The 21,924-nt window shown below is 42.6% G+C and carries 23 protein-coding genes, 1 pseudogene and 1 CRISPR repeat array; of the genes and pseudogenes, 11 read left to right on the plus strand and 13 right to left on the minus strand.

Going from position 1 to position 21,924, the window contains the following annotated elements; all coding sequences use genetic code 11:
• Positions 1 to 2 precede the first annotated feature (2 nt).
• The 6 genes from cas5c to cas2 all read left to right on the plus strand — a co-directional run bounded on the left by cas5c (position 3) and on the right by cas2 (position 5,760).
• Complete coding sequence (gene cas5c / locus ATY38_RS13445; protein WP_062559736.1) at positions 3 to 686, plus strand: type I-C CRISPR-associated protein Cas5c; 684 nt, start codon at positions 3 to 5, stop codon at positions 684 to 686.
• Entirely contained in the window at positions 683 to 2,563 is a 1,881-nt protein-coding gene (gene cas8c, locus ATY38_RS13450; protein WP_062559737.1) for a type I-C CRISPR-associated protein Cas8c/Csd1, read from the plus strand. Before cas5c ends, cas8c begins: the two co-directional genes overlap by 4 nt.
• 11 nt (positions 2,564 to 2,574) lie before the next feature.
• A complete protein-coding gene (cas7c, locus tag ATY38_RS13455; RefSeq protein WP_062559738.1) occupies positions 2,575 to 3,561 on the plus strand; it encodes a type I-C CRISPR-associated protein Cas7/Csd2 in 987 nt (328 codons plus the stop codon).
• Between the two features lie 220 nt (positions 3,562 to 3,781).
• Positions 3,782 to 4,417 (plus strand): CRISPR-associated protein Cas4, encoded by a 636-nt coding sequence (gene cas4, locus ATY38_RS13460; RefSeq protein ID WP_062559739.1) that lies wholly within the window; start codon positions 3,782 to 3,784, stop codon positions 4,415 to 4,417.
• A 2-nt stretch (positions 4,418 to 4,419) separates the two neighbouring features.
• On the plus strand, positions 4,420 to 5,454 hold the full coding sequence (gene cas1c / locus ATY38_RS13465; protein WP_062559740.1) for a type I-C CRISPR-associated endonuclease Cas1c: 1,035 nt from the start codon (positions 4,420 to 4,422) through the stop codon (positions 5,452 to 5,454).
• 15 nt (positions 5,455 to 5,469) lie between these two features.
• Positions 5,470 to 5,760, plus strand: coding sequence for a CRISPR-associated endonuclease Cas2 (gene cas2 / locus ATY38_RS13470; protein ID WP_062559741.1), 291 nt, complete (start codon positions 5,470 to 5,472; stop codon positions 5,758 to 5,760).
• 174 nt (positions 5,761 to 5,934) lie between these two features.
• Positions 5,935 to 6,361: a CRISPR direct-repeat array (repeat unit 32 nt; unit sequence GTCGCGCCCCGCGTGGGCGCGTGGATTGAAAC).
• Between the two features lie 414 nt (positions 6,362 to 6,775).
• Here the strand turns inward: cas2 and ATY38_RS13475 are convergent.
• Entirely contained in the window at positions 6,776 to 7,504 is a 729-nt protein-coding gene (locus ATY38_RS13475; RefSeq protein WP_335337914.1) for a cytochrome C assembly family protein, read from the minus strand.
• 251 nt (positions 7,505 to 7,755) lie between these two features.
• Between ATY38_RS13475 and ffh the strand changes: the two genes are divergently transcribed.
• Both ffh and ATY38_RS13485 read left to right on the plus strand, forming a co-directional pair.
• Positions 7,756 to 9,105 (plus strand): signal recognition particle protein, encoded by a 1,350-nt coding sequence (gene ffh, locus ATY38_RS13480; protein ID WP_062559742.1) that lies wholly within the window; start codon positions 7,756 to 7,758, stop codon positions 9,103 to 9,105.
• Between the two features lie 148 nt (positions 9,106 to 9,253).
• Positions 9,254 to 10,207: pseudogene (locus tag ATY38_RS13485) on the plus strand (transposase family protein).
• A 184-nt stretch (positions 10,208 to 10,391) separates the two neighbouring features.
• Here ATY38_RS13485 and dut read toward each other — a convergent pair.
• Both dut and coaBC read right to left on the minus strand, forming a co-directional pair.
• Complete coding sequence (gene dut, locus ATY38_RS13490) at positions 10,392 to 10,841, minus strand: dUTP diphosphatase (RefSeq protein ID WP_062559743.1); 450 nt, start codon at positions 10,839 to 10,841, stop codon at positions 10,392 to 10,394.
• Entirely contained in the window at positions 10,828 to 12,054 is a 1,227-nt protein-coding gene (coaBC, locus tag ATY38_RS13495; RefSeq protein ID WP_062559744.1) for a bifunctional phosphopantothenoylcysteine decarboxylase/phosphopantothenate--cysteine ligase CoaBC, read from the minus strand. The genes dut and coaBC overlap by 14 nt, the downstream gene beginning before the upstream one ends.
• A gap of 199 nt (positions 12,055 to 12,253) precedes the next feature.
• On the opposite strand from coaBC, the gene radC reads away from it, so the two are divergent.
• From radC to rpmG, 3 genes are read left to right on the plus strand one after another with little or no spacing between them, the layout of a single operon-like run.
• Positions 12,254 to 12,928, plus strand: coding sequence for a RadC family protein (gene radC / locus ATY38_RS13500; RefSeq protein ID WP_062559745.1), 675 nt, complete (start codon positions 12,254 to 12,256; stop codon positions 12,926 to 12,928).
• A 57-nt stretch (positions 12,929 to 12,985) separates the two neighbouring features.
• Positions 12,986 to 13,222: a 50S ribosomal protein L28 gene (gene rpmB / locus ATY38_RS13505; RefSeq protein ID WP_062559746.1), complete on the plus strand. Its 237-nt coding sequence runs from the start codon at positions 12,986 to 12,988 to the stop codon at positions 13,220 to 13,222.
• 39 nt (positions 13,223 to 13,261) lie between these two features.
• Positions 13,262 to 13,417: a 50S ribosomal protein L33 gene (gene rpmG / locus ATY38_RS13510; protein WP_062559747.1), complete on the plus strand. Its 156-nt coding sequence runs from the start codon at positions 13,262 to 13,264 to the stop codon at positions 13,415 to 13,417.
• A 50-nt stretch (positions 13,418 to 13,467) separates the two neighbouring features.
• Here rpmG and ATY38_RS13515 read toward each other — a convergent pair whose 3' ends face one another.
• The 10 genes from ATY38_RS13515 to ATY38_RS13560 all read right to left on the minus strand — a co-directional run bounded on the left by ATY38_RS13515 (position 13,468) and on the right by ATY38_RS13560 (position 21,918).
• Positions 13,468 to 14,658, minus strand: coding sequence for a DesA family fatty acid desaturase (locus ATY38_RS13515; protein WP_062559748.1), 1,191 nt, complete (start codon positions 14,656 to 14,658; stop codon positions 13,468 to 13,470).
• Between the two features lie 310 nt (positions 14,659 to 14,968).
• The gene (locus ATY38_RS13520) at positions 14,969 to 15,523 is read right to left on the minus strand and encodes a pseudouridine synthase (RefSeq protein ID WP_062560222.1); all 555 of its coding nucleotides are present in this window, start codon (positions 15,521 to 15,523) and stop codon (positions 14,969 to 14,971) included.
• Positions 15,524 to 15,561: 38 nt separating this feature from the next.
• Positions 15,562 to 16,014 carry a SixA phosphatase family protein gene (locus ATY38_RS13525; RefSeq protein ID WP_062559749.1) on the minus strand — a complete coding sequence of 151 codons (453 nt, stop codon included), beginning with the start codon at positions 16,012 to 16,014 and terminating at the stop codon, positions 15,562 to 15,564.
• 35 nt (positions 16,015 to 16,049) lie between these two features.
• The gene (locus tag ATY38_RS13530) at positions 16,050 to 16,340 is read right to left on the minus strand and encodes a DUF167 domain-containing protein (protein WP_062559750.1); all 291 of its coding nucleotides are present in this window, start codon (positions 16,338 to 16,340) and stop codon (positions 16,050 to 16,052) included.
• Positions 16,341 to 16,351: 11 nt separating this feature from the next.
• Positions 16,352 to 16,927, minus strand: coding sequence for a YggT family protein (locus ATY38_RS13535; RefSeq protein ID WP_062559751.1), 576 nt, complete (start codon positions 16,925 to 16,927; stop codon positions 16,352 to 16,354).
• A gap of 202 nt (positions 16,928 to 17,129) precedes the next feature.
• Positions 17,130 to 17,942 (minus strand): pyrroline-5-carboxylate reductase, encoded by an 813-nt coding sequence (gene proC, locus ATY38_RS13540; protein ID WP_062560223.1) that lies wholly within the window; start codon positions 17,940 to 17,942, stop codon positions 17,130 to 17,132.
• Between the two features lie 157 nt (positions 17,943 to 18,099).
• The gene (mutM, locus tag ATY38_RS13545) at positions 18,100 to 18,930 is read right to left on the minus strand and encodes a bifunctional DNA-formamidopyrimidine glycosylase/DNA-(apurinic or apyrimidinic site) lyase (protein ID WP_062559752.1); all 831 of its coding nucleotides are present in this window, start codon (positions 18,928 to 18,930) and stop codon (positions 18,100 to 18,102) included.
• A gap of 14 nt (positions 18,931 to 18,944) precedes the next feature.
• Positions 18,945 to 19,802: a DUF4340 domain-containing protein gene (locus ATY38_RS13550; protein ID WP_062559753.1), complete on the minus strand. Its 858-nt coding sequence runs from the start codon at positions 19,800 to 19,802 to the stop codon at positions 18,945 to 18,947.
• The gene (locus tag ATY38_RS13555; RefSeq protein ID WP_062559754.1) at positions 19,799 to 21,160 is read right to left on the minus strand and encodes a GldG family protein; all 1,362 of its coding nucleotides are present in this window, start codon (positions 21,158 to 21,160) and stop codon (positions 19,799 to 19,801) included. The genes ATY38_RS13550 and ATY38_RS13555 overlap by 4 nt, the downstream gene beginning before the upstream one ends.
• 14 nt (positions 21,161 to 21,174) lie before the next feature.
• Complete coding sequence (locus tag ATY38_RS13560; protein ID WP_062559755.1) at positions 21,175 to 21,918, minus strand: ABC transporter permease; 744 nt, start codon at positions 21,916 to 21,918, stop codon at positions 21,175 to 21,177.
• Between the last annotated feature and the right edge of the window lie 6 nt (positions 21,919 to 21,924).

Raw genomic sequence — 21,924 nt, forward strand, 5'->3', positions numbered from 1 at the left:
TCATGGCTTACGGCATAAAATTGCATATCTGGGGCGATTACGCGTGTTTTACCCGGCCTGAAATGAAGGTGGAGCGTGTATCTTACGATGTCATCACGCCCTCGGCGGCACGAGGTATTCTTGACGCAATTCACTGGAAACCGGCGATTCGCTGGGTTATCGACAAAATTCACGTTTTGAGACCGGTGCGTTTTGAGTCGATCCGGCGCAACGAAGTCGGCAGTAAAATTTCTGCGAATAAAATCAAAACCGCCATGCGGAATCAAAGCACCCAGGATTTATATCTTGTCGCGGACGATTCCAAAGAACGCCAGCAACGCGCTTCAACGGTATTGCGCAATGTCGCTTACATTATCGAAGCTCATTTTGAATTGACTGACTTAGCTAGCGAAGAAGATAACAAAGGCAAGCATCTGGATATATTCAATCGCCGTGCGCGGAAAGGCCAATGTTTCCAACAGCCTTGCATGGGCGTTCGCGAGTTCCCGGCTTATTTTTCGTTGATAGAACCGGAAGAATCTTTGCCGGAGTCGGAGTTGACGCCGGAACAACTTAACCGTGATTTGGGTTGGATGCTGCACGATATTGATTTCGCCAACGAAATGATGCCGCGTTTTTTCAAAGCCGAACTTAAAAGCGGCGTAATCACCGTACCAGACTTTTATAGCGATGAGGTAAAAGCATGATATTGAGTTCCCTAGCGCAATATTACCAACGGCTGGCGGATATGCCTGATGCTATTACCGGTTTGGCGCGTGTGCCGTCTTACGGGTTTAGCGATGAAAAAATCAGTTACGTATTGGTGTTGTCGCGTGACGGTCAATTGCTTGATGTACAAAATCATATGGATACCAGTGGGAAAAAGCCGCAGCCCAAACTGGTCAGTGTCCCTCGCCCTGAAAAAAGAACTTTTGGCATCAAATCGAATTTTTTATGGGATAAAACAGCTTATGTTCTAGGGGTTGAAGGTAATAAAGATAAGGCCACAGCTCAACAGAATCCCTGGATTGTTGCAGAAAAAAATTTCGATGCTTTCAAGCAACTGCATCTTGCTGCACTGGGGGATGTCGACGATGCCGGGCTAAAAGCCTTAAAAGTTTTTTTGCAAAATTGGCACCCTGAACATTTTAACCAACCACCATGCTCAACTGAGATGATCGATACCAATTTGGTTTTTAAACTGGATGGCGAAACTCAGTTTTTACATCAAGGAACTGCTGCAAAAAATCTATGGGCAAGAATGGTAGCTCCTGAAGAGATTGCCGTTAACGGACAATGTTTGCTAACAGGGGAGAGTCTTCCAATTGCGCGTTTGCATCCATCGATTAAAGGTGGTTATTTAACAGACTACGGTGGTCAATCTGGTGGTTGTTCTATAGTTTCTTTCAACAAGGAATCATTTACATCGTTTGGTAAAGAGAAAGGTGGAAATGCACCTGTTTCAGAATGGGCTACTTTTGCTTACACAACTGCATTGAATTATTTATTACGTCGAAAAATCGATAAGGATCATAGCCAAGGTAATTGCTTATCTGTTGGAGACAGCAGCACCGTTTTTTGGGCGGTAGCCAGTGATGGAGATATTGCGCATGAAGAAGAATTAGTGTTTGCAAATTTGCTGATTCCACCATCTGTTGATGACGGTCAAGAAACGACACAAATTGCACCATTACTAATCAAGATAGCCCAAGGAAGACCATTAAATGAATTTGCCCCTAACATTAACCCTGAAACCCGATTTTTTGTTTTGGGTTTAACACCCAATGTTGCAAGGCTCTCAATACGTTATTGGTTAGACACTACATTTGGTTATCTGGCAAACAACATTTGCGAGCATTATCATGATTTACTCATAAATCCACTACCCTGGCGTGAGCCGCCCTCTATTTGGCGTTTACTAATACAAACAGTAGCTCATAGAAAAAATGCCGACGGCAGTATTAAGAAACCAGAATATAAGCACGTGCCGCCCCAGTTAGCAGGCGAATTAATGCGCGCCATTATTACCGGGCAGTCCTATCCGCGTATGTTGTTGGCGCAACTGATTCAAAGAATCCGCTCGGATGGCGATATTAGCGGTATTCGGGTAGCGATGATAAAAGCCATTATTCAACGTGATTTTCGTAAAGGATTAATACAGGAGGAAGTACCAATGAGTTTAGATTTAAACATCACTCATATCGCCTACCGTTTGGGAAGGCTTTTTGCCGCCATAGAACGAATTCAGGAAGCGGCATTAGGACGCGACTTGAATAGCACGGTAACCGATAAATATTACGGCACGGCTTCGACCGTACCTTTTTCGGTATTTCCTCGCTTGTTGTCAGGCAGTCAGAATCACCTGACGAAGTTGCGCAAGGACAAACCTGGCTATGCGGTCAACCTGAAAAAGGATTTAGCTGAAATTATTGCCGGTATAGAAAACAGCTTTCCACGGCATTTATCTGTCGAAGAACAAGGGCGCTTTGCTATTGGTTATTACCACCAAAAGCAAAGCTATTTTGAAAGCAGCAAAAAGACCGATGCCGTCGCCGATGAATCTAATGAATCAACAAACAATTAAGGACAACCATAATGACTATTCAAAACCGCTACGAATTTGTTTATTTATTTGACGTAAGCAACGGCAATCCCAATGGTGATCCCGATGCGGGCAACATGCCGCGATTAGACCCCGAATCAAGTAAGGGCTTGGTTACCGATGTCTGCTTAAAGCGAAAAATACGCAATTTCATTGAGCTTACGCATTCAAACGAACCGGGTTATCAGCTATTCATACAAGAAAAAGCAATCTTAAACCATCAAATTGAACGGGCTTATAGGGAAAGCGAGTCGGTTCGTAAAAACCTTGAATTGTGGGATCAGTATCAAAAAGATAAAAAGGACAAAAAGAAAAAAGCTGAGGAAAAAACGCCTCAACCTGACAGACATTATGAAGATATTGCCCAAGATTGGATGTGTGAAAACTTTTATGATGTCCGAACGTTTGGGGCGGTTATGAGCACAGGGTCAAGCTCAGATTCAGAAGATGAAGATGGCGAAAAAAAGAGCAAAATTGTTAAACGGGCTGGCCAAGTTCGCGGCCCGATCCAACTGGCATTCGCCAAATCGATAGACCCGATCATCCCGTTGGAAATATCCATCACCCGCATGGCGGTAACTACTGAAAAGGAATCTGAGGAGCAGTCGGGCGGAAACCGAACGATGGGGCGCAAGCACATTGTGCCTTATGGCTTGTATCGTGTGCATGGTTTTATTTCCGCTAAGCTGGCGGAAAAAACCGGCTTTTCGGAAACCGATCTGGAAAAACTCTGGCAAGCCCTGAGTTTAATGTTTGAACATGACCGCTCTGCCGCTCGTGGCGAAATGGCGGCGCGTAAATTGGTCGTCTTTAAACATAATGATGCTTTGGGTAATGTTCCGGCGCATGTATTATTCGACCGCGTAAAAGTTGAACGTATTCATGGTGACACCGATACGCCCGCGTCGAGTTTTAGTGATTATAAAATCAGCGTTGACAAAGCCAATCTTACAGATGTCACCATAGACGAAAAATTTTGAGAGAGATATTATGCCGACGCTTGATTTATCCACGCTACCCGCCAGCGTCCAGCAGGCGCTGCTCGATTTCTATGAGTTTCTTCAACAAAAAGCATGCTAATAAATTCGTAAATCCTGTGGTGCCCGCAAGTCAGCAGCAACTGGGCCAAGCTGATTTCATTCAGAACCTTTATGATGAATATACCTAAAATAGAAGGTATTGTGTTCGAGCTACTACGGCATGATTAAGCAGGTGGCACTAGAACCCATCTACCTATCACGCTTGCAGCATTATCTATATTGCTCGCGTCAATTCGCTTTAATTGAACTGGAAAATATCTGGATAGAAAACCAATTTACGGCAGAAGGTCAGGTATTGCATCAACGCGTAAATCAGGCTGATCAGCAAAAACGCGGTGCGGTGCGTACCGCGCGAGCGTTGCGCTTGGCTAACGCAGAACTACGCATCGAAGGCGTAGCCGATGTGGTGGAATACCATCAACAAGCAGACGGTACAGAAATCCCCTTCCCCATCGAATACAAACGTGGCAAACCCAAAGCGCATCGCGCCGATGAGGTGCAATTGTGCGCACAAGCACTTTGTTTGGAAGAAATGCACGGTGTTGCAATACCGGAAGGCGCATTGTTTTATGGCGAAGTACGTCGGCGGCACCCGGTAATTTTTGATGCTGAACTACGCAATTTAACGCTACAAACCATCATAGCCTGCCGAGACATCGTACAAACCAACATTACTCCTCATGCAATCTACCAAGCAAGAAAATGTAACGGTTGCTCGCTAATCGATCAATGCCATCCCAAAGATTTTGGCAAATCGGCATCTGCCTGGTTAGCAGCACAGCTAAAAAAGGATTAAACATGCGCCCATTACGAAACGTTATTTATGTTCAAACACAAAACGCCTGGTTGCATAAAGATAATGAAAATTTGGTTTTAAAAGTGGATAAGGAAACCAAAGCACGTGTACCTATTCATAAATTACAGGGTTTAGTGTGTTTTGGGCAAGTAACTATTTCGCCTTACTTGATGGCACATTGTGCAGAAAATGGCATAACCATTACTTTTTTAAATATGTTCGGAAAATATCTAGCTCGCGTTGAAGGCCCCGCAAGCGGTAATGTGCTGTTACGCCGAACACAGCACATTACCGGGCACAATGTGGAAAAGAGTGTTGCTATTGCCCAAACCATGCTAACCGGGAAATTGTATAACCAGCGCTATGTGATTAGAAGATATTTGCGTGATCACAGTGAAAAAATTAACGATGAAAAAATACTTATTGATTTACAAGTCGCTGAGAAACGCTTGACCCGCTGTTTAACACAACTTACCGATTGTAAAACTATCGATACCCTGATGGGGCGGGAAGGTGAGGCGGCGCAGGTGTATTTTGGCGTGTTTAACCATTTAATACGACAAGCTGATTTCGAGTTTGACTCCCGCCGACGCCGACCGCCAACTGATCCCGTGAATGCTTTACTGTCGTTTTTCTACACCTTGCTCACCCATGATTGTCGTTCTGCCCTGGAAACGACCGGATTAGATCCGGCTAGTGGATTTTTGCATCAACTACGTAGCGGCAGACCGTCATTAGCTTTAGATATGGCAGAAGAATTTAGGCCTATGGTTGATCGGTTTGTGCTCTCACTAATTAACAAGCGGCAGGTGGTGTCTAAGGATTTTGAAACTTGGCCCAACGGATCGATGACACTAAAAGATGAACCTCGAAAGACATTGTTGGCGGCTTGGCAAGACCGTAAGCAAGATAATTTATTTCATCCGTGGTTTGAAGAAACGGTTCCGATCGGCTTATTGCCTTGGTTACAAGCTCAAATTTTAGCGCGTTTCTTGCGGGGCGACTGTGACAGCTATGTGCCTTTTCTGTGGAAATAATTTAGAGGTTCTCAGATGATGATTTTAGTGACTTACGATGTCAGCTTTAAAACCGATACCGGGCCAAAACGTTTACGAAGGATTGCAAAATTATGCCTAAACTACGGCCAACGAGTACAGTATTCAGTATTCGAAATAGAGGTTGATATGGCACAATGGACAAAGCTAAAAAATGAACTAATCGATGCTATTGATGAAGAATTCGATAGCTTAAGATTTTACTACCTGGGAAATAACTGGGAACGGCGTGTTGAACATATTGGCGCTAAAACAGTATTAGATTTAAATGGCTTGATATTACTGTAATGCGAATCCTAAGCGAGCATAAAAGCATCAATATTTTTGCATCCATTAAGATAATGATTTTTCTTATTTTTTATTTCAGCAGTAAATAATTTATAATACTTTTCGCAAATGCTTTCATTGATTCGCAATTTATTGGTTTTTTAGCCAATGATTTCAATCAATTAAGCATACGCTGTCGCGCCCCGCGTGGGCGCGTGGATTGAAACTAACTTTGCATGGCTTTCGCGCAGCTGACTTACCGCGAGTCGCGCCCCGCGTGGGCGCGTGGATTGAAACATTGGCGATCCTTGGTTGAGTCCTGCTGGTTCGTCGCGCCCCGCGTGGGCGCGTGGATTGAAACTGCTGTTAACTTGGGTTCAAGGGGTGGGTATGAGTCGCGCCCCGCGTGGGCGCGTGGATTGAAACACCTCTTCGTATCGCTCATTTTATAGCTCAATGGTCGCGCCCCGCGTGGGCGCGTGGATTGAAACACACCTAAAATTTGATGAGATGAAGGTTATTCGTCGCGCCCCGCGTGGGCGCGTGGATTGAAACAATACATCTATGAGTGAAATGGGGTCGCACTTTGGGTCGCGCCCCGCGTGGGCGCGTGGATTGAAACACCCGTTATTAATTCGACCATATCAACTGCCAGCACAGTGGTGTACGACATGACACAAAAGGTAAAGAATTACTCTTTGCTTTGGCTTCCGCAGCTATTCATACCTACTTCGTTATAGCTCGATGTTTCATCACTTTTCCCATCCGCTCAAAGAAGCCGTCTAAAGCAATTCAACGGCAAATTGGATTAGATGTATTCTGAAAGTTTAGCGTATTACAGCAAATCCAAGAATACAGAGATCAAGAGAATATACAATGCAGTAATATTTACAGTAACTCTTTTAAAAACAATAAATATTCTATGTCTGTCGATGTTTTAGATTCCGGCCTTGGTTGAAATTTCATGTCATATCAGACTGCAAAGCTAAGTTTCTCGGATTTTTCCAAAGATAGAAGTAATTTAACTAACCCTAACCTAGTAGCGATTCAATATGATTTCCAGCACAAATTTACTGCCGATATAGGCTAGTAATAATATAATGAATCCGATTAATGTCCAGCGAATTGCAATACGCCCTCGCCACCCATAGAACTGTCTACCTATCAATAATGCTGCAAAAACTCCCCAGGAGATAAAGCCAAATAGGGTTTTATGAGAAAACGTCAGCGATTGGCCAAACACTTCCTGCGAAAATACGATACCGCTCATAAGTGTCAACGTGAGTAAGATAAACCCAACCCAGATAATATGAAACAGCAATTTTTCCATTGCCAGCAACGGTGGCAAATTGGGAAATACTGAACGTGATGCGGGATGGTGTAATTGGCGTTCGACTACTGTCATTAACAATGCGTGTAACGCCGCTATTGTCAACAAACTATAAGCCATCATTGCAACCAGCAAGTGCGCTTTGAAGGCAGGCAATTCAGTATTCTCAAGCGGACGCAAAGATGGGAAAAACAATGGCAGCAATACCGCTATCGCCGCAGCTCCTGCTACTGGCGCAACTAAAGTCTGCAATCCTTGTAAGCGTTTAAAAAATCCTGAGAACCAATAAATGAAAGCCGTCAACCAAACAATGGATGAGATTGCATTGCTCAAGCCAAAACTAAGTCCTGAACCAACAAACATGGATTGATAAAGTATTTGGGCATGCAGTAGCAACGGAACAATCATCGCATAATGCCCCCATGTAACTTTCACCAATACATGATCGTTCGTTCTGGATGCAGTTTGACCCCATGTACTTCGCCAAAAAAAACCAACCAATCAGTATATAAAGCAAAAAAGCCGCGAGATAAGTTAAAATGCTGATCATTGATAGTTCAAATTTGATATGCCGAAATAATTGTTTAGTCTACATGGCACTTTAGCAAATTCAAAGACCTGATCCTGATATTTATTAAGATGGATTATTATTTTGTTCTCTAATTATTGATTTATGAGGCTTAAATATGTTTGACAATCTGACTCATCGACTCAGCGGAGTTATTAAGACATTACGCGGTGAAACAAGACTGTCTGAGAATAATATCCAGGATGCTTTGCGAGAAGTTCGCTTAGCATTACTGGAAGCGGATGTGGCTTTACCAGTAGTCAAAGATTTCATCGCACGCGTCAAAGAAAAAGCTATTGGTCATGAAGTGATGACTAGCCTCACTCCAGGACAGGCTCTAGTTGGAGTGGTTCATCAAGAATTAATTGCCATCATAGGTGGAGAAAAGGCTGATCTTAATCTTGCCACAGTCCCGCCTGCAGTTATTCTCATGGCAGGATTGCAAGGTGCCGGCAAGACTACTAGCAGCGGGAAACTGGCCAAGTGGCTGATGGAAAACAAAAAGAAGAAAGTATTGCTGGTTTCCTGTGATATTTATCGTCCAGCTGCAATTCATCAACTGGAACTTCTAGCCAATCAAGTCGGTGCTGATTTTTTTCCTGTTGAAGAAGGACAGAAACCCGGTGAAATTGGCGCCGCTGCATTGGATTATGCACGCAGGCATCATCATGAAGTTATGATTGTTGATACCGCGGGCCGGTTAGGTATTGATGAAGCCATGATGCAGGAAATCAGCGAACTTGAAGCACTTTTGCGGCCCATTGAAACCTTGTTTGTTGTTGATGCAATGCAGGGGCAGGATGCGGTGAATACTGCCAAAGCATTTTCTGACGCATTGCCATTAACCGGCGTCATTCTCACCAAGCTTGACGGTGATGCACGTGGCGGGGCTGCATTGTCTGTCAAACATATTACGGGAAAACCGATCAAATTTGCCGGCATTGCAGAAAAATTGACGGGCCTGGAAGCCTTTCATCCTGATCGAATGGCATCCCGCATTCTAGGTATGGGTGACGTGCTCGGTTTGATCGAGGAGGCTCAGCGTAGCGCCGATCAGCAAGAAGCTGAGAAATTGATAAAGAAAATGAAATCGGGTAAAGCATTTGACCTAGATGATTTCAAAGCACAGTTTCAGCAGATGCGCAATATGGGTGGAATGAGTGCCTTGATGGATAAATTACCAGCTCAATTTAGTCAGGCGGCGCAAAACGTAAAAGTGGACGATAAAATAATTAACCGGACAGAAGGCATTATTAATTCCATGACCAAACAAGAACGTGCGAAACCGGAAATTCTGAAAGCCTCAAGAAAACGCCGAATAGCCGCAGGTGCAGGCGTATCCGTGCAAGAGGTTAATCGCTTGCTAGCACAATTTGAACAAGCCAGGAAAATGATGAAAATGATGAATAAAGGGGGGATGGCAAAAATGATGCGTGGAATCAGGGGAATGCTACCGCGCTTTCATTAAGATTCTTAACCTGTAGTAGTTCAGACTTGATTTGACAGCAGAGTCTTGCCAAAAGGTGGGATTACCCGGTATAGAGATGCGAAACTTTATCAACCCAGCGCGAAAGCCCAAAGGAGTAATCCCATGAGTAGTGTTCAACAGAAAGTCATTGAAAGTCATCAAATACAAGATTGGTTTGCTTAATCTGGCAGCCGAGCTTGGCAATGTATCGCGTACTTGCAAGGTGATATGGTTTTTTCTCGTGTACTTTCTATCCCTAGCAGGCAGGCTGCCGTGGAAATAGGTGGCGTTGATGCCCTGGTTGATGCTAACCGACGCAAGCCCCCAACATCAAGAACCGCGTCGAAGAGGCGACGGAGAGGCAGCTGTTACAGCTTTTGCCCTGGAGCAGCCTGCTTTTAGTCAAGTTCGGGTTTCCCACGAACTGTGCAAACACGGAATCTTCGTTTCTCCATTCGGTGTCCGTTCGGTGTGGCTGCGCCAGAATTTGGAGTCGTTCAAAAAGCCTCTATCCGCATTGGAAAAGCATATCGCCGAGACTGGGGTGGTACTGACCGAGGCGCAGGTGCAGGCGCTGAAGAAGAAACAAGAAGATGATGTTGCCCATGGTGAAATCGAGACCGCTCATCCCGGGTATCTCGGTAGTCAGGATATCTTCTACGTCGGTACTATCAAGAGCGTGGGGCGGATTTATCAGCAGACTTTCGTCGACACCTATTCCAAGTTGGCTGCCACCAAGCTGTATACCACCAAGACACCGATCACAGCGGCTGATTTGCTAAATGACCGGGTGGCTACCGTTCTTCGCCGAGCATGGCATGGGGGCATCCGCATCCTGACTGACCGCGGTACCGAATATTGTGGCAAGCCGGAGAATCACGATTACCGGCTCTATCTGGCACTGAAAGGAGTTCTACCAGGTGGCATTCCGGCGCAAGGCCAGTCCATTGAGGAGTTACAATATGATCTGGATGAATGGGTAGTGTATTACAACAGCGCGCGTACTCATCAGGGCAAGATGTACTGTGGGCGCACGCCAATGCAAACTTTAATTGACGCAAAGGAGGTATGGGACGATAAAATCACTGCATTGAATAACTGAACTTGATCTAACAGGCACATCGTCAAATCGGGTAATTGTCAGATCGAGTCGCGACTACTACACTTAACCAGTTAACGAGCTTTTTCTATTCTGTGCAATCACAAATATTATTTTGTGCCATATGTAACCAATTTTCAGAAAAAACTACATAATTGTATGTTTCGATAAGATCAAAAATAGTTTATCAATGCTTCCCTGTACTGCCAAACCCATCTTCACCACGGTGGCTGTAGTCAAAACTTTCTACTCGGTTAAACGCTACTTGAATCACAGGAACCACAACAAGTTGAGCAATTCGCTCTAATGGATTAAGGTAGAAAGCTGCTGGGCTACGATTCCAGCAAGAAACCAAAATTTGCCCTTGAAAGTCTGAATCAATCAAACCTACTAAATTTCCTAATACAATCCCATGCTTATGGCCTAATCCTGAGCGTGGCAGTATCAACGCCGCCAATCCAGTATCCGCTAAATGTATTGCAATACCGGCTGGAATGAGGCTAGTTTCCCCTGGATTGATCGTCATTGGGTGTTCAATACACGCACGCAAATCCAAACCGGCTGAACCCGGCGTCGCATATGCTGGAAATTGTTCATTTAAACGATCATCGAGAATTTTGATATCAATTCTTTTCATCATTTTTCTTAAGTTTGCTATACAGTGAGTGAATATGCATCATCAGATGCCGCGCTTGTTCAATTTTTGCTGCTTTGGGAAGAACATGTTTGCCTTCGTCATCCAGCAAAATTAGCTCATTCTCATCGGAACCAATCGCATCCTGAGCCAGATTGGCAACTAGCAAAGGTAATTTTTTCTTATTTCTTTTCGCTGCTGCATTCTTCTCGAGATTTTCTGTTTCCGCTGCAAAACCAACACAAAAAGGCGGATTGGGTAATGTAGATACTGTCATCAGAATATCCGGATTAGGGGTTAATTCAATCAACAGATTGGCAGGTAATTTTTTTAGTTTTTGTTCCTTGATGCTTGCGGCACGGTAATCAGCGACAGCAGCGACACTGATAAAAATATCAGCTTGCGATACTTCTGCTTGCACCGCATGCAACATTTCTTCCGCACTTACTACTGAAATAAACTTGTCAACTGTAGGCGGTGATAAACATGTTGGCCCGGAAATCAGAGTAATTTTTGCGCCCATTTCTAATGCAGCTTTAGCAACAGCATATCCCATTTTTCCGGAACTATTGTTGGTAATTCCTCGGACAGCATCAATCGCTTCATAAGTCGGTCCGGCTGTCACCAAAATATTTTTACCCTGTAATAATGTACCAGCTTGGAAAGCAATTTGCACCGCTTCTACCAGCACACTTACTTCTGCCATGCGCCCCATCCCTATTTCACCACAAGCTTGTTCGCCACAGGCTGGACCAATTATTTTCACCTCATCCTGGCGTAACAATGACAAATTACGCCGTGTTGCAGGACTCTCCCACATTTGACGATTCATTGCCGGTGCTATCATGAGCGGACAATCACGTGCTATGCATAATACCGATAGCAGATCATCTGCCAATCCATTGGCAAGCTTACCTATAAAATTTGCGCTGGCTGGAGCCACTAAAATCATGTCGGCGCTGCGGGATAGATCAATATGCGCCATATTATGCGCAGCATTGGTTTTCCACAAATCAGTGTAAACAGAATTTCCAGTCAATGACTGGAAAGTTGCCGGGCCCATAAAACGACATGCTGCTTCGGTCATTATTGTCTGTACATCAATTCCATGCTGAGTTAAAAGGCGCGCCAATTCCGCTATTTTGTAAGCGGCCACACCGCCGGTTACCCCCAACAGCAAACGCTTCTTTGATACAGTCGATGCTCCTATTTTCATTACAAATGATATCTCGAATAAATTTAATTTTGTAATACGATAACTTACCTAAAATACATACTTAAACATTCCTTCGGCTCAATTTGATCTCACTAATGCCGTATTCTCTTAATAATGATTAATCACGCTAGCTTCACTAATCAACGCCAGTAACAACCACTAGTCTTATTTTACATCACTGTGTACCACATCATAGCTTATGGCAATTACAAATTGGCCGATATCTGAACGACCACGTGAAAAACTGTTACAGAAAGGTGCTTCAACACTTTCCGATACAGAACTATTGGCTATATTCTTACGTACCGGCATTAGCGGTAAAAGTGCTGTAGATCTTGCAAGAGAATTACTTTTACATTTTGGTAGCTTAACCAATGTATTTGCAGCCAGTCAGTCAAATTTTTGTCAACTTCCCGGAATGGGTATTGCTAAATATGCACAATTGCAAGCGGTATTAGAAATGGCTCGCCGCACCTTAGATGAAGAGCTAAGGTGCGGTAATGCCATGAATTCACCTAAACTGGTTCGAGATTTTCTACGACTGAGCTTGGCAAATAAACAACACGAAGTATTTATTGGTATTTTCCTTGACGCAAAGAATCATGCCATCGCTACAGAAGAGTTATTTAGTGGAACATTGACACAAGCAAGCGTTTATCCCAGGGAAATTATCAAGCGCGCCTTATATCATAATGCAGCTGCGATTATCTTTGCGCATAATCATCCTTCGGGAATTGCCGAACCTAGTCATGCCGATAAAGTATTAACCCAATCTTTAAAGCAAGCATTGTCTCTAGTAGATGTTAAAGTGTTAGATCACTTTATTATAGGTAACGGTACTGCTCTTTCATTTGCCGAGCATGATTTAATTTGAGCAAATACCCCAAATCAGGATATAATCCCACTTTTCAAGAATTCTGGAGTGCGCTATATGGCACGAGTATGTGAAGTAACGGGCAAAAAGCCAATGTCTGGTCACAATGTTTCTCACGCAAACAATAAAACTAAAAGACGTTTTTTACCTAATCTGCAACACCGAAAATTCTGGGTTGAGAGTGAGAGTCGCTGGATTAAGCTGCGATTAACTAATGCAGCACTGCGTACTATCGATAAGAATGGTATTGATGCAGTATTGGCTAAAATGCGATCAGAAGGAAAAAACATTTAGAAATCTGCCAATAAGATTAACCAAGGAGTTATCATCGTTATGCGTGAGAAAGTAAAACTTGAATCCACAGCTGGAACGGGACATTTTTATACAACTACTAAAAATAAGCGGGCTAAGCCAGAGAAAATGGAATTTATGAAATTTGATCCTGTTGTACGTAAGCACGTCTTATATAAAGAAACAAAGCTCAAATAATAATAAAAAAAGCCCGCATATGCGGGCTTTTTTTATTATTATTCAAGACATTAAGCATAACACCGTAATCGCTGAGAGAATACTCTCAATACTTCAATGCCACTCTCCTCTGCACGTCGGCACCAATCTTCCAATTGCTTAACCAATTCTTCCGTTGTTGCAGTAGATCGTTGCCATATCTGAGCTAACTCCTCCCTCATAGTATAGACTTTATCGAGAGTTTTAGCATTACTAAGCACTTGGGTCAGTTTCTCGCGCTCATGATCTTGCAAGGTTTTAGAATCGGCCAGAACCCAGCGCTTTAAAGTAGAGCTATCCACTCCATAGTGAGCGGCTGCTTCTTTCAAATGGATCATTTCCTTTGCAAAAATTGCTTTTAATGATTTCGTATACTTTGCAAGAACTTCATACCGATGAGAAATAACAGCTTGCAAGGTATCTGAGTCACATTGAGTTTTCGCTTGATCAATACGTAATTTAGGGGCAATCTTTTTGACTTTTGCAAGCCCCAACATTTCCAAAATTCGAATATACATCCAACCGATATCGAACTCATACCACTTATTAGATAAGCGTGCAGATGTCGCATATGCATGATGATTATTATGTAACTCTTCCCCACCAATCAAAATGCCCCAGGGAACAATATTTTTGCTGGCGTCTTCTGCTTGAAAATTGCGATATCCCCAGTAATGACCAACACCATTTATGACACCTGCAGCAAAAACTGGAGCCCACAGCATTTGAACGGCCCATATAGTAATCCCAATCGGACCAAATAAAACCACATTAATAATCAGCATAAGCGCAACACCTTTGGCGCTATGTCGACTATACACATTACGCTCCATCCAATCATCAGGAGTACCATAGCCATATCTCTTCAGAGTCTCTGCATTTTTAGCTTCTGCTCTATAGAGCTCCGAACCTTCCGCTAATACTTTTTCGATACCGAAAATAACCGGACTATGCGGATCATCCTTGGTTTCACACTTTGCATGATGTTTGCGATGAATTGCTGTCCATTCCTTCGTAACCATTCCACTCGTCAACCAGAGCCAAAAACGAAAAAAATGACTCGGTATGGCATGCAACTCCAAAGCTCTGTGCGCCGAATGACGATGTAAGTAAATTGTAATAGCAGCGATTGTAATATGCGTAAAAATCAAGGTAATAACAATATACCCCCACCACGGCATATCCACCACACCAGAAATTAAATTAAGAAAATCATAAATCATATGGTTATCATCCTGTTAAAGACCCGATACAACATAACATAGGCCTATTCAATAAAAAACTACACTCTATACATCAATATTTAATTCAATCGATTCATTGACATCAAAAAACCACTGTATATCCTATTTTTTATTCCGCACATATCGCCACTCAGCTTAAATATTACACTATCACTTATCTGAAAGAAAATATCAATCCTTTCAGCTTGCTATTCACAAGCAAATCTAATCAAATAAGACATTACACTCTGATTCTTAGCAGAAATTCATTTTCATAAAAATTTCAGAGAAAGATTTGGCAACGCTCATCTTATCTTATATCAGAATCAGCAAGCATACGCCATTCTCCTGACGCCATACCCCTCAGTGTATACAACCCAATTGCATAACGAATTAATCGCAATGTAGGAAAAAATACCGCCGCAGTCATTCGCCTTACCTGACGATTCTTTCCTTCCTTGAGAATCAGAGACAACCAAGTAGTCGGAATATTCTTGCGAAAACGAATGGGCGGCTTTCTGGCCCAGAGAAAACCGGGTTCATCGATCACGCTTACCTGCGCAGATTTTGTCTTAAAGTCATTGAGAACTATACCGCGGCGTATTGCATTGAGTGCGACATCATCTGGTTTACCTTCGACTTGAACCCAGTAAGTTTTAGGAAGTTTAAACTTTGGACTGCAAATTTTATTCTGCAGTTTGCCATTATCGGTTAATAACACTAGACCTTCGCTATCGGCATCCAATCTACCCGCCGGATAAAAATCCGAGAAAGGAATGAAATCCTGCAGCGATCGATGTCCATCTGTTGGTGTGAATTGGCAAATCACACCGTAGGGTTTATTGAACAGAATTATCCTAGGCATATACAGTGTCAATAAGTACGATATTAACTTCAATTTATTCATAACATCTCAGGGTAGATCACAGTATGCAGAACTGGTTCAAATCCACTCTTATTTTTCTGATATCGAATCCACCAAACAGACCCTTTTTTCACACGCAACTCTGCAGGAATAGTTGGAATCAGATAACTGGCCACATTCCTCAATGTTGGTTGATGACCGACAATTACAACTGCTCCCTGGAAATTAGGCCAGCCAGCCACAGCAAGAGTATCGTGTACATTTGCACCTGGGCCAATTGCAGCTTCCGTTATAAAATCGGAGCATAGCGCCATTGCTGTTTGCTGTGTACGCTGCGTTGGACTTACTATCACTTTAGTATCTTTCGGCAATTTAGACTTAAGCCAATCCGACATACACTTCGCCTGATTTAATCCTTCCGTGGTCAACTTACGAGCCGCATCGGGAAAACCTTCCTCAGCTTCCGCGTGACGCCATAAAATCAAATCCATCGTATTTTATCAGATGAGTTATTCATTAATAATCCCTATCCTATATTAAACAATACTCTTGGATCATGCACAGATCGATGGATCACGATTACTTTATGGCGTGATTTGCCACCCTGCTTCAATCTTACTTGTCCGATCGGCACATCGAACTGCACTGCAAGAAATTTAATCAATGTCGAGTTTGCTTTACCTTCCACAGGCGCAGCTGCAAGTCTTATTTTAAGAGCACCTCTGAGTAAGCCTACTGCTTCAGTAATTTTCGCGCCAGTCTGAATATGCAGTGTCAGAACAAGATTGTTTGTTCCATCATATCGATACCAACTCATTTACGGCATTTCTATGACAGCATTGCAGCAATTTCCATATGTACCCCCGCAATCAACATTAAAAGCACTTGAATTAAAATCAGCACAAATAATGGCGACAAATCTACATTAGCAATAGGCGGAATATGGTTACGAAAAACACTGAGGAATGGGCGCGTAAAACTGTCCAACAACGGCGCCAGCGGACTGTGAGGATTAACCCAGGACAGAACAGCTTGCACGATGACCATCAACAATACAATATAAAGGGTTGTTTTGATAATCTCAACAATACCCAGTAATCCAATTACCCCCGATGAAGTAATAATGTTAGCTTCAAAGTCATAACCTTGCATCACATACATGATGGTCACGACGATACATTCCAGTAACCAGGCAAGCATCAGTGTAGATAAATCAATCCCTGCCCAGCCGGGAATAAAACGACGTGCGGGTCTTACAATAAAATCAGTCACAGCGATCAAAAACTGAGATACCGGATTGTAGTAAGGAACACGCAATAATTGAAAATAAAAACGCAGCAATAATGCTAAAGAAAACAATCCAAAAATGGTATCAAGAAGAAAAATCAGAATCTGATTTGACATAGATATTTCCTAGAAAACGATAATAATTAACAAAACCTTTGAAAAGCTATCTGTGTTGCGTTACGACACTACAGATAAGGAAGAGTAATAATAAACAAACTATTTCTTATCGCCTGCTTTTGCTTTATATCGATCTTTTGGAAAGAAAAAGACAGCGCTTCTCAATGACTTGTTAAACAATTGCCAATTGGTTTCTTAAACCTTATCTTCTACCGAACTCATCGCTCATTTCATGGGAGCGATCACTTGCAGCACGAATGGCGGCTATGATCTTATGCTTAATATCACTTTTTTCCATAGCTTGAATCGCCCGTTCGGTAGTGCCACCTTTTGAAGTTACTCGAGCGCGCAACGTAATCACATCTTCCTCACTTAAACTAGCTAACTTACCAGCACCCAAGAAAGTCTGCAAACTGAGCTGCCTAGCTTGAACCGGTGTTAGCCCTAATTCTATCCCTGCTTGCTGCAAGGATTCAATAAAATAAAAAATATAAGCGGGGCCACTCCCGGAAATTGCAGTCACTGCATGTAACATTTCTTCTTCTACCACCCACAGTGTCGAACCCACTGCAGCTAAAATCGATTCGGCATTTTTTCTATCCAATTCATTCACACTTGAAGCAGCATAAAGGCCAGTAACACCTGAACGCACCAGTGAGGGCGTATTCGGCATGGCACGCACCACTCTCTCATAACCACCCAGCCAACGCATAATATCTGATACACGAATACCGGCTGCAATCGATATTAACAATTGATCCTTCAACAAGGGCATAAGATCTTGAGTCAAATCATGTAATTGCTGAGGTTTCACAGATAATAAAACAACATCACTCTTGGCGACGCCCTCAGCAAGATCATTCGTAGCCAGAATACCAAATTCGAGCTTTAGCTTTTCGCAGTTTTCTACATTAATTTCGACTACATACAATTGCTGTGCTGCAAAACCTTGTTGCAACAATCCACTGATTAATGCAGAGGCCATATTACCGCCACCAATGAATGTAATATTCATAACATCGTAATTAGTTGATTGATTCATCAATAAAACGAAAGAGCTTGCATATTAAAAAATTCCTTCAATCCAATAAGATGGAAGCAAGCTTCCGAAATTTATTTGGTTAAATAACTCTCGCAAAAGATTTACAACCCGACTCGAGTTGTAATCTTCTTTAATGTTGACAACCTGAACAATAAAAACTGGAACGCTGGCCTTGCTTAATCTGCTTGATTACATTTGAACATTGTTTGCATCCTTTACCACTACGTCCATAAACCCAATATTGCTGTTGAAAATACCCTCGGGTTCCGTCACTGTGCACAAAATCACGCAAACTGCTACCTCCAGCTTCTATTGCCAACCGCAAAGTATGCTTGATCGCTTGAACCAATTTTTCATAACGCCCTATTCCGATTCTGCCAGCGATTACTTTAGGATTGATTCCGGCCAAATACAAAGCTTCATTTGCGTAAATATTACCAATACCCACTACTACACGACTATTCATCAGAGTTTGTTTGATACACGCTCGCAATCCCCTGGTCTCTCTAAATAAATATTGCGCATTAAAATCCGCTGTCAGCGGTTCCGGACCCAAGTTCATCAAAAGCGGGTGCTGCGCAATATTCCCTACATGCCATAGCACGGCACCAAAGCGACGTGGATCATGCAGCCTGAGTACAGCTTGATTATTAAGAATTAAATCAAAATGATCATGCTTGCGTGGGGATTCCGGAAATTGCATTAATTCCGGCAGTAAAACGCGTAAACTGCCTGACATACCCAAATGAAGAATCAGCACTCCTTTACCGCAGTCCAGCAGTAAATATTTAGCTCGACGCATCACTGTTTGAATCGTCAACCCCGGCAATAATACAGGTAAATTTTCCGGTATTGGCCAACGTAGCTTCGAATTACGAATAATTACGTTTGCAATCACTTGACCAGTCAAATGCGGAGCAATACCCCGACCTGTTGTCTCAACTTCTGGTAATTCCGGCATCAGTGTTCAGAAATTTATTGGTTTAGCACTATAGCACGAGGGTTAATCAACCGCTGTCCCAATTTAGTCGGAAACTGATAACCAATCCCTTCTGCCATACGCAACAGCACGAGTGAATATTTATTTTGTAGAATCTTAAACCCTATTACTTTTCCACTTTGCAGGCTGATTCGAATAACACCCGCTTCGATCCAATCAGAATCAAGCTCATCCTCTAATTTCAGTGCTTCAGCGCGGGCAGTTTGCCACAATTGAATCCATTTTGTCAGTATTTCATCGCCAAACCCATCATCAGAATAATGTTTGGTCATACGCCATCCGTCATTTTGAAATTCTGCCGTCCATCGCTCCATTTCAAACCTGACAGGAATTTCGTCGGACACTAGCAATCCGGGATTAATCAGATCAATGGCAGCTACCGGAAGTGCTAGCGCATAACGCGGTGAAATCAAGTAAGCAAAATCATTGGTCGCAAGATATTGCTGATGGGTTGTCGGTGAAAACCCGCCAAAACCAAAATATTCATTATCTACATACAACTGAAGATAAGGTTGATCCAGACCAAAACGCTCCAGATTTTCCAGTGCAAGACGCTGATAACTACTTGCCGTTAAAATTTCCAGAATTTTTCCGATTTTTTCCTCATCAGCACGTACTTGTACTGGCTCTATCAAATGCCATTGATTATTCGATTGCTTGAGAACAATTTCTTGGTGCTTATTCAGGATGCGTAAGCTCTGTATCGCATCAGCAGTAGTGGTAGAAATTGAATATTGCTGAATCGCAGCAGGTTGTGGTCTAAGGTAGAGAAATATCGCTAAGCCGCCGATAGTGACAAGCATAATCAGATTTAAACGGGAGTGGTGCGTCATTTTGTTATTCTTCTGCGATGCCACCAAATAAAAAAACCACATGCCAAGAAAAAGGTTGGTAGTAATACGAGAAACCCCATGGCAATCCAAGTAAGTTCAGATTCACTCAAAATCAAGCTGCTATCTATCGTTGCACGTGGCTGTATCACCATTAATTCTTCATCATCGGTCAACCAATTAACCAGATTAACGCCAAAATCCAGATTGCTGCCATTTCCCAAATACGTATTGGCTAGAAAGTGCCCGCTGCCAACAACGACAATGCGTTGTTCACGATCCCTGATATTACGTGTCAATGCAACCGCTATAGTAACCGGACCAGGCACATCAGTCGCTTGATCAAACGTAATGCTGCCATTCAGATCACCGGTTTCGATCCATCCTTGTTGAGCTACTTCAACCAATGCAACACTGCTCCAATCTTCATTTTCATTTATTGTAATCTGACGCGCATAGGGAAATACCGTAATATAATTAAAATTATTCGTTATTGCATGCCGCCCATAAATTGCACCCATGGAAAATGTAATTGGTGCTTTAAGTTGTCCGGCTTGTGGATCAATCACAACGCCGGGCGTAAGCGTTAAGTGTAATTTTTCCGTTAACGGCAATAATCCCCGTAATGATTCCTGGTCAACCAGCCATAACAAATTGCCACCTTGGTCAATATAATTCAGGAGCTTATCGACCTCTCCCGGCAACAAATCAGTTTGAGGTGAAGCAATCAACAGTAGGCTTGCATTCCTGGGAATATCCTGCTCAATCGTAAGATTTGTTGTTTGATTACTAAAGCCATTGGTACTAAGGTATTTGCCAAAATCACCTAAATCGTAATTAGCATCCCCCTCCAATCGACGCTCTCCATGACCGCTCAGTGTAACGATCAATTTATCTTCTGCTCGTGCCAGGCGCATCAAAGCATTGGAGAATGCCTGTTCATTAATAGTAGTAAGATGCTCAGTCCTTTTGTTATATTTGATAACCAATTCACCATTAACCTTCACATCAGCTTGTTGTGTCAGTACAGGCTGTTCGACCGGATCAACAAATGTTAGAGAAAGATCCGGTTTCACCCTCTGATAAAGCGCAACAAAATCAGTAATAATTTTTCGTATATCACCTAACTGTGCATGTTGTTCAGTTGCATAAGCCGTAACTCGGATCGGAGCTTGCAGTTTTTGTAGGATTTCAATACTGGTTTCACTCAGACTATTACGTCCATTCTGGCTGATATCCCATTGGAAACGATATTGCACTGCGACAAAACCAAGTATTATGACCAATAATAATAATAAGATAACAAATACGCCATTTTGTATCCGATAGTGCCGCCGTAATTTTTTATTCAGCATGATCATCACGTATCGCCCCCCTACCCATGTAAACGTTCTCCATCCAAGTGACGAATTGTAAGCACAAGGAAAGTCACGATAAACAATATGAAATAGGCGATACTTAAGCTATCAATCAAGCCCTGATTAAAATATCTGAAATGCTTCAGCAAAGAGATATAGTGCATCCAACCACTGGTCTCATTTGCAATCAGATCAATCATCCACAATCCTAATAACATTCCCAGAGAACCAATCGCAGCAATCACCGGTTGTGCCGTTAAGCTTGAAATATAAAGACCTAGCGCAGAAAAGCACGCAGACAGCAAAAGTAATCCTATTGCATTGCTGAGTAACAAGCCCAAGTCCAACGTACCTCCTATCCGTAATGATATGGATAATGCAATTATCAGCATAATCACGAACACAAAAAAAATCATTATGCTGAGAAACTTACCTAGTACGATATCGATGATGGCAACAGGTGAAGAAATAAGTAAGGTCAGGGTATGGTTACGGCGTTCTTCAGCCAGTAATCGCATCGATAATATGGGTGTTATCATCAACAAAATAATTGCTGCTAATGCAAAGCTTGAAGAAATAACAACCTCCGTAATTCCCGGGGAATTGATCATCTGCAGTAATTGTGATTGTATTTCAAGGAAAGCATCCAATCGCATCAGAAAGAAACCCGCAAACAAAAACTGGATCAGTGCAAGCAATATCCATGCTAAAGGAGAAATAAACAGCATACTTAGTTCCTTACGGATAATAGTTTCTAGCATGGCAAA

The organism is Nitrosomonas ureae (assembly GCF_001455205.1).
Lineage (GTDB): Bacteria > Pseudomonadota > Gammaproteobacteria > Burkholderiales > Nitrosomonadaceae > Nitrosomonas > Nitrosomonas ureae.

Bases quoted from the DNA above. Each gene is read 5' to 3' on its own strand.
- cas5c (WP_062559736.1), top strand. From the start codon at position 3: ATGGCTTACGGCATAAAATTGCATATCTGGGGCGATTACGCGTGTTTT.
- cas8c (WP_062559737.1), top strand. From the start codon at position 683: ATGATATTGAGTTCCCTAGCGCAATATTACCAACGGCTGGCGGATATG.
- cas7c (WP_062559738.1), top strand. From the start codon at position 2,575: ATGACTATTCAAAACCGCTACGAATTTGTTTATTTATTTGACGTAAGC.
- cas4 (WP_062559739.1), top strand. From the start codon at position 3,782: ATGATTAAGCAGGTGGCACTAGAACCCATCTACCTATCACGCTTGCAG.
- cas1c (WP_062559740.1), top strand. From the start codon at position 4,420: ATGCGCCCATTACGAAACGTTATTTATGTTCAAACACAAAACGCCTGG.
- cas2 (WP_062559741.1), top strand. From the start codon at position 5,470: ATGATGATTTTAGTGACTTACGATGTCAGCTTTAAAACCGATACCGGG.
- ffh (WP_062559742.1), top strand. From the start codon at position 7,756: ATGTTTGACAATCTGACTCATCGACTCAGCGGAGTTATTAAGACATTA.
- dut (WP_062559743.1), bottom strand. From the start codon at position 10,841: ATGAAAAGAATTGATATCAAAATTCTCGATGATCGTTTAAATGAACAA.
- coaBC (WP_062559744.1), bottom strand. From the start codon at position 12,054: ATGAAAATAGGAGCATCGACTGTATCAAAGAAGCGTTTGCTGTTGGGG.
- radC (WP_062559745.1), top strand. From the start codon at position 12,254: ATGGCAATTACAAATTGGCCGATATCTGAACGACCACGTGAAAAACTG.
- rpmB (WP_062559746.1), top strand. From the start codon at position 12,986: ATGGCACGAGTATGTGAAGTAACGGGCAAAAAGCCAATGTCTGGTCAC.
- rpmG (WP_062559747.1), top strand. From the start codon at position 13,262: ATGCGTGAGAAAGTAAAACTTGAATCCACAGCTGGAACGGGACATTTT.
- ATY38_RS13515 (WP_062559748.1), bottom strand. From the start codon at position 14,658: ATGATTTATGATTTTCTTAATTTAATTTCTGGTGTGGTGGATATGCCG.
- ATY38_RS13520 (WP_062560222.1), bottom strand. From the start codon at position 15,523: ATGCCTAGGATAATTCTGTTCAATAAACCCTACGGTGTGATTTGCCAA.
- ATY38_RS13525 (WP_062559749.1), bottom strand. From the start codon at position 16,014: ATGGATTTGATTTTATGGCGTCACGCGGAAGCTGAGGAAGGTTTTCCC.
- ATY38_RS13530 (WP_062559750.1), bottom strand. From the start codon at position 16,340: ATGAGTTGGTATCGATATGATGGAACAAACAATCTTGTTCTGACACTG.
- ATY38_RS13535 (WP_062559751.1), bottom strand. From the start codon at position 16,927: ATGTCAAATCAGATTCTGATTTTTCTTCTTGATACCATTTTTGGATTG.
- proC (WP_062560223.1), bottom strand. From the start codon at position 17,942: ATGAATATTACATTCATTGGTGGCGGTAATATGGCCTCTGCATTAATC.
- mutM (WP_062559752.1), bottom strand. From the start codon at position 18,930: ATGCCGGAATTACCAGAAGTTGAGACAACAGGTCGGGGTATTGCTCCG.
- ATY38_RS13550 (WP_062559753.1), bottom strand. From the start codon at position 19,802: ATGACGCACCACTCCCGTTTAAATCTGATTATGCTTGTCACTATCGGC.
- ATY38_RS13555 (WP_062559754.1), bottom strand. From the start codon at position 21,160: ATGATCATGCTGAATAAAAAATTACGGCGGCACTATCGGATACAAAAT.
- ATY38_RS13560 (WP_062559755.1), bottom strand. From the start codon at position 21,918: ATGCTAGAAACTATTATCCGTAAGGAACTAAGTATGCTGTTTATTTCT.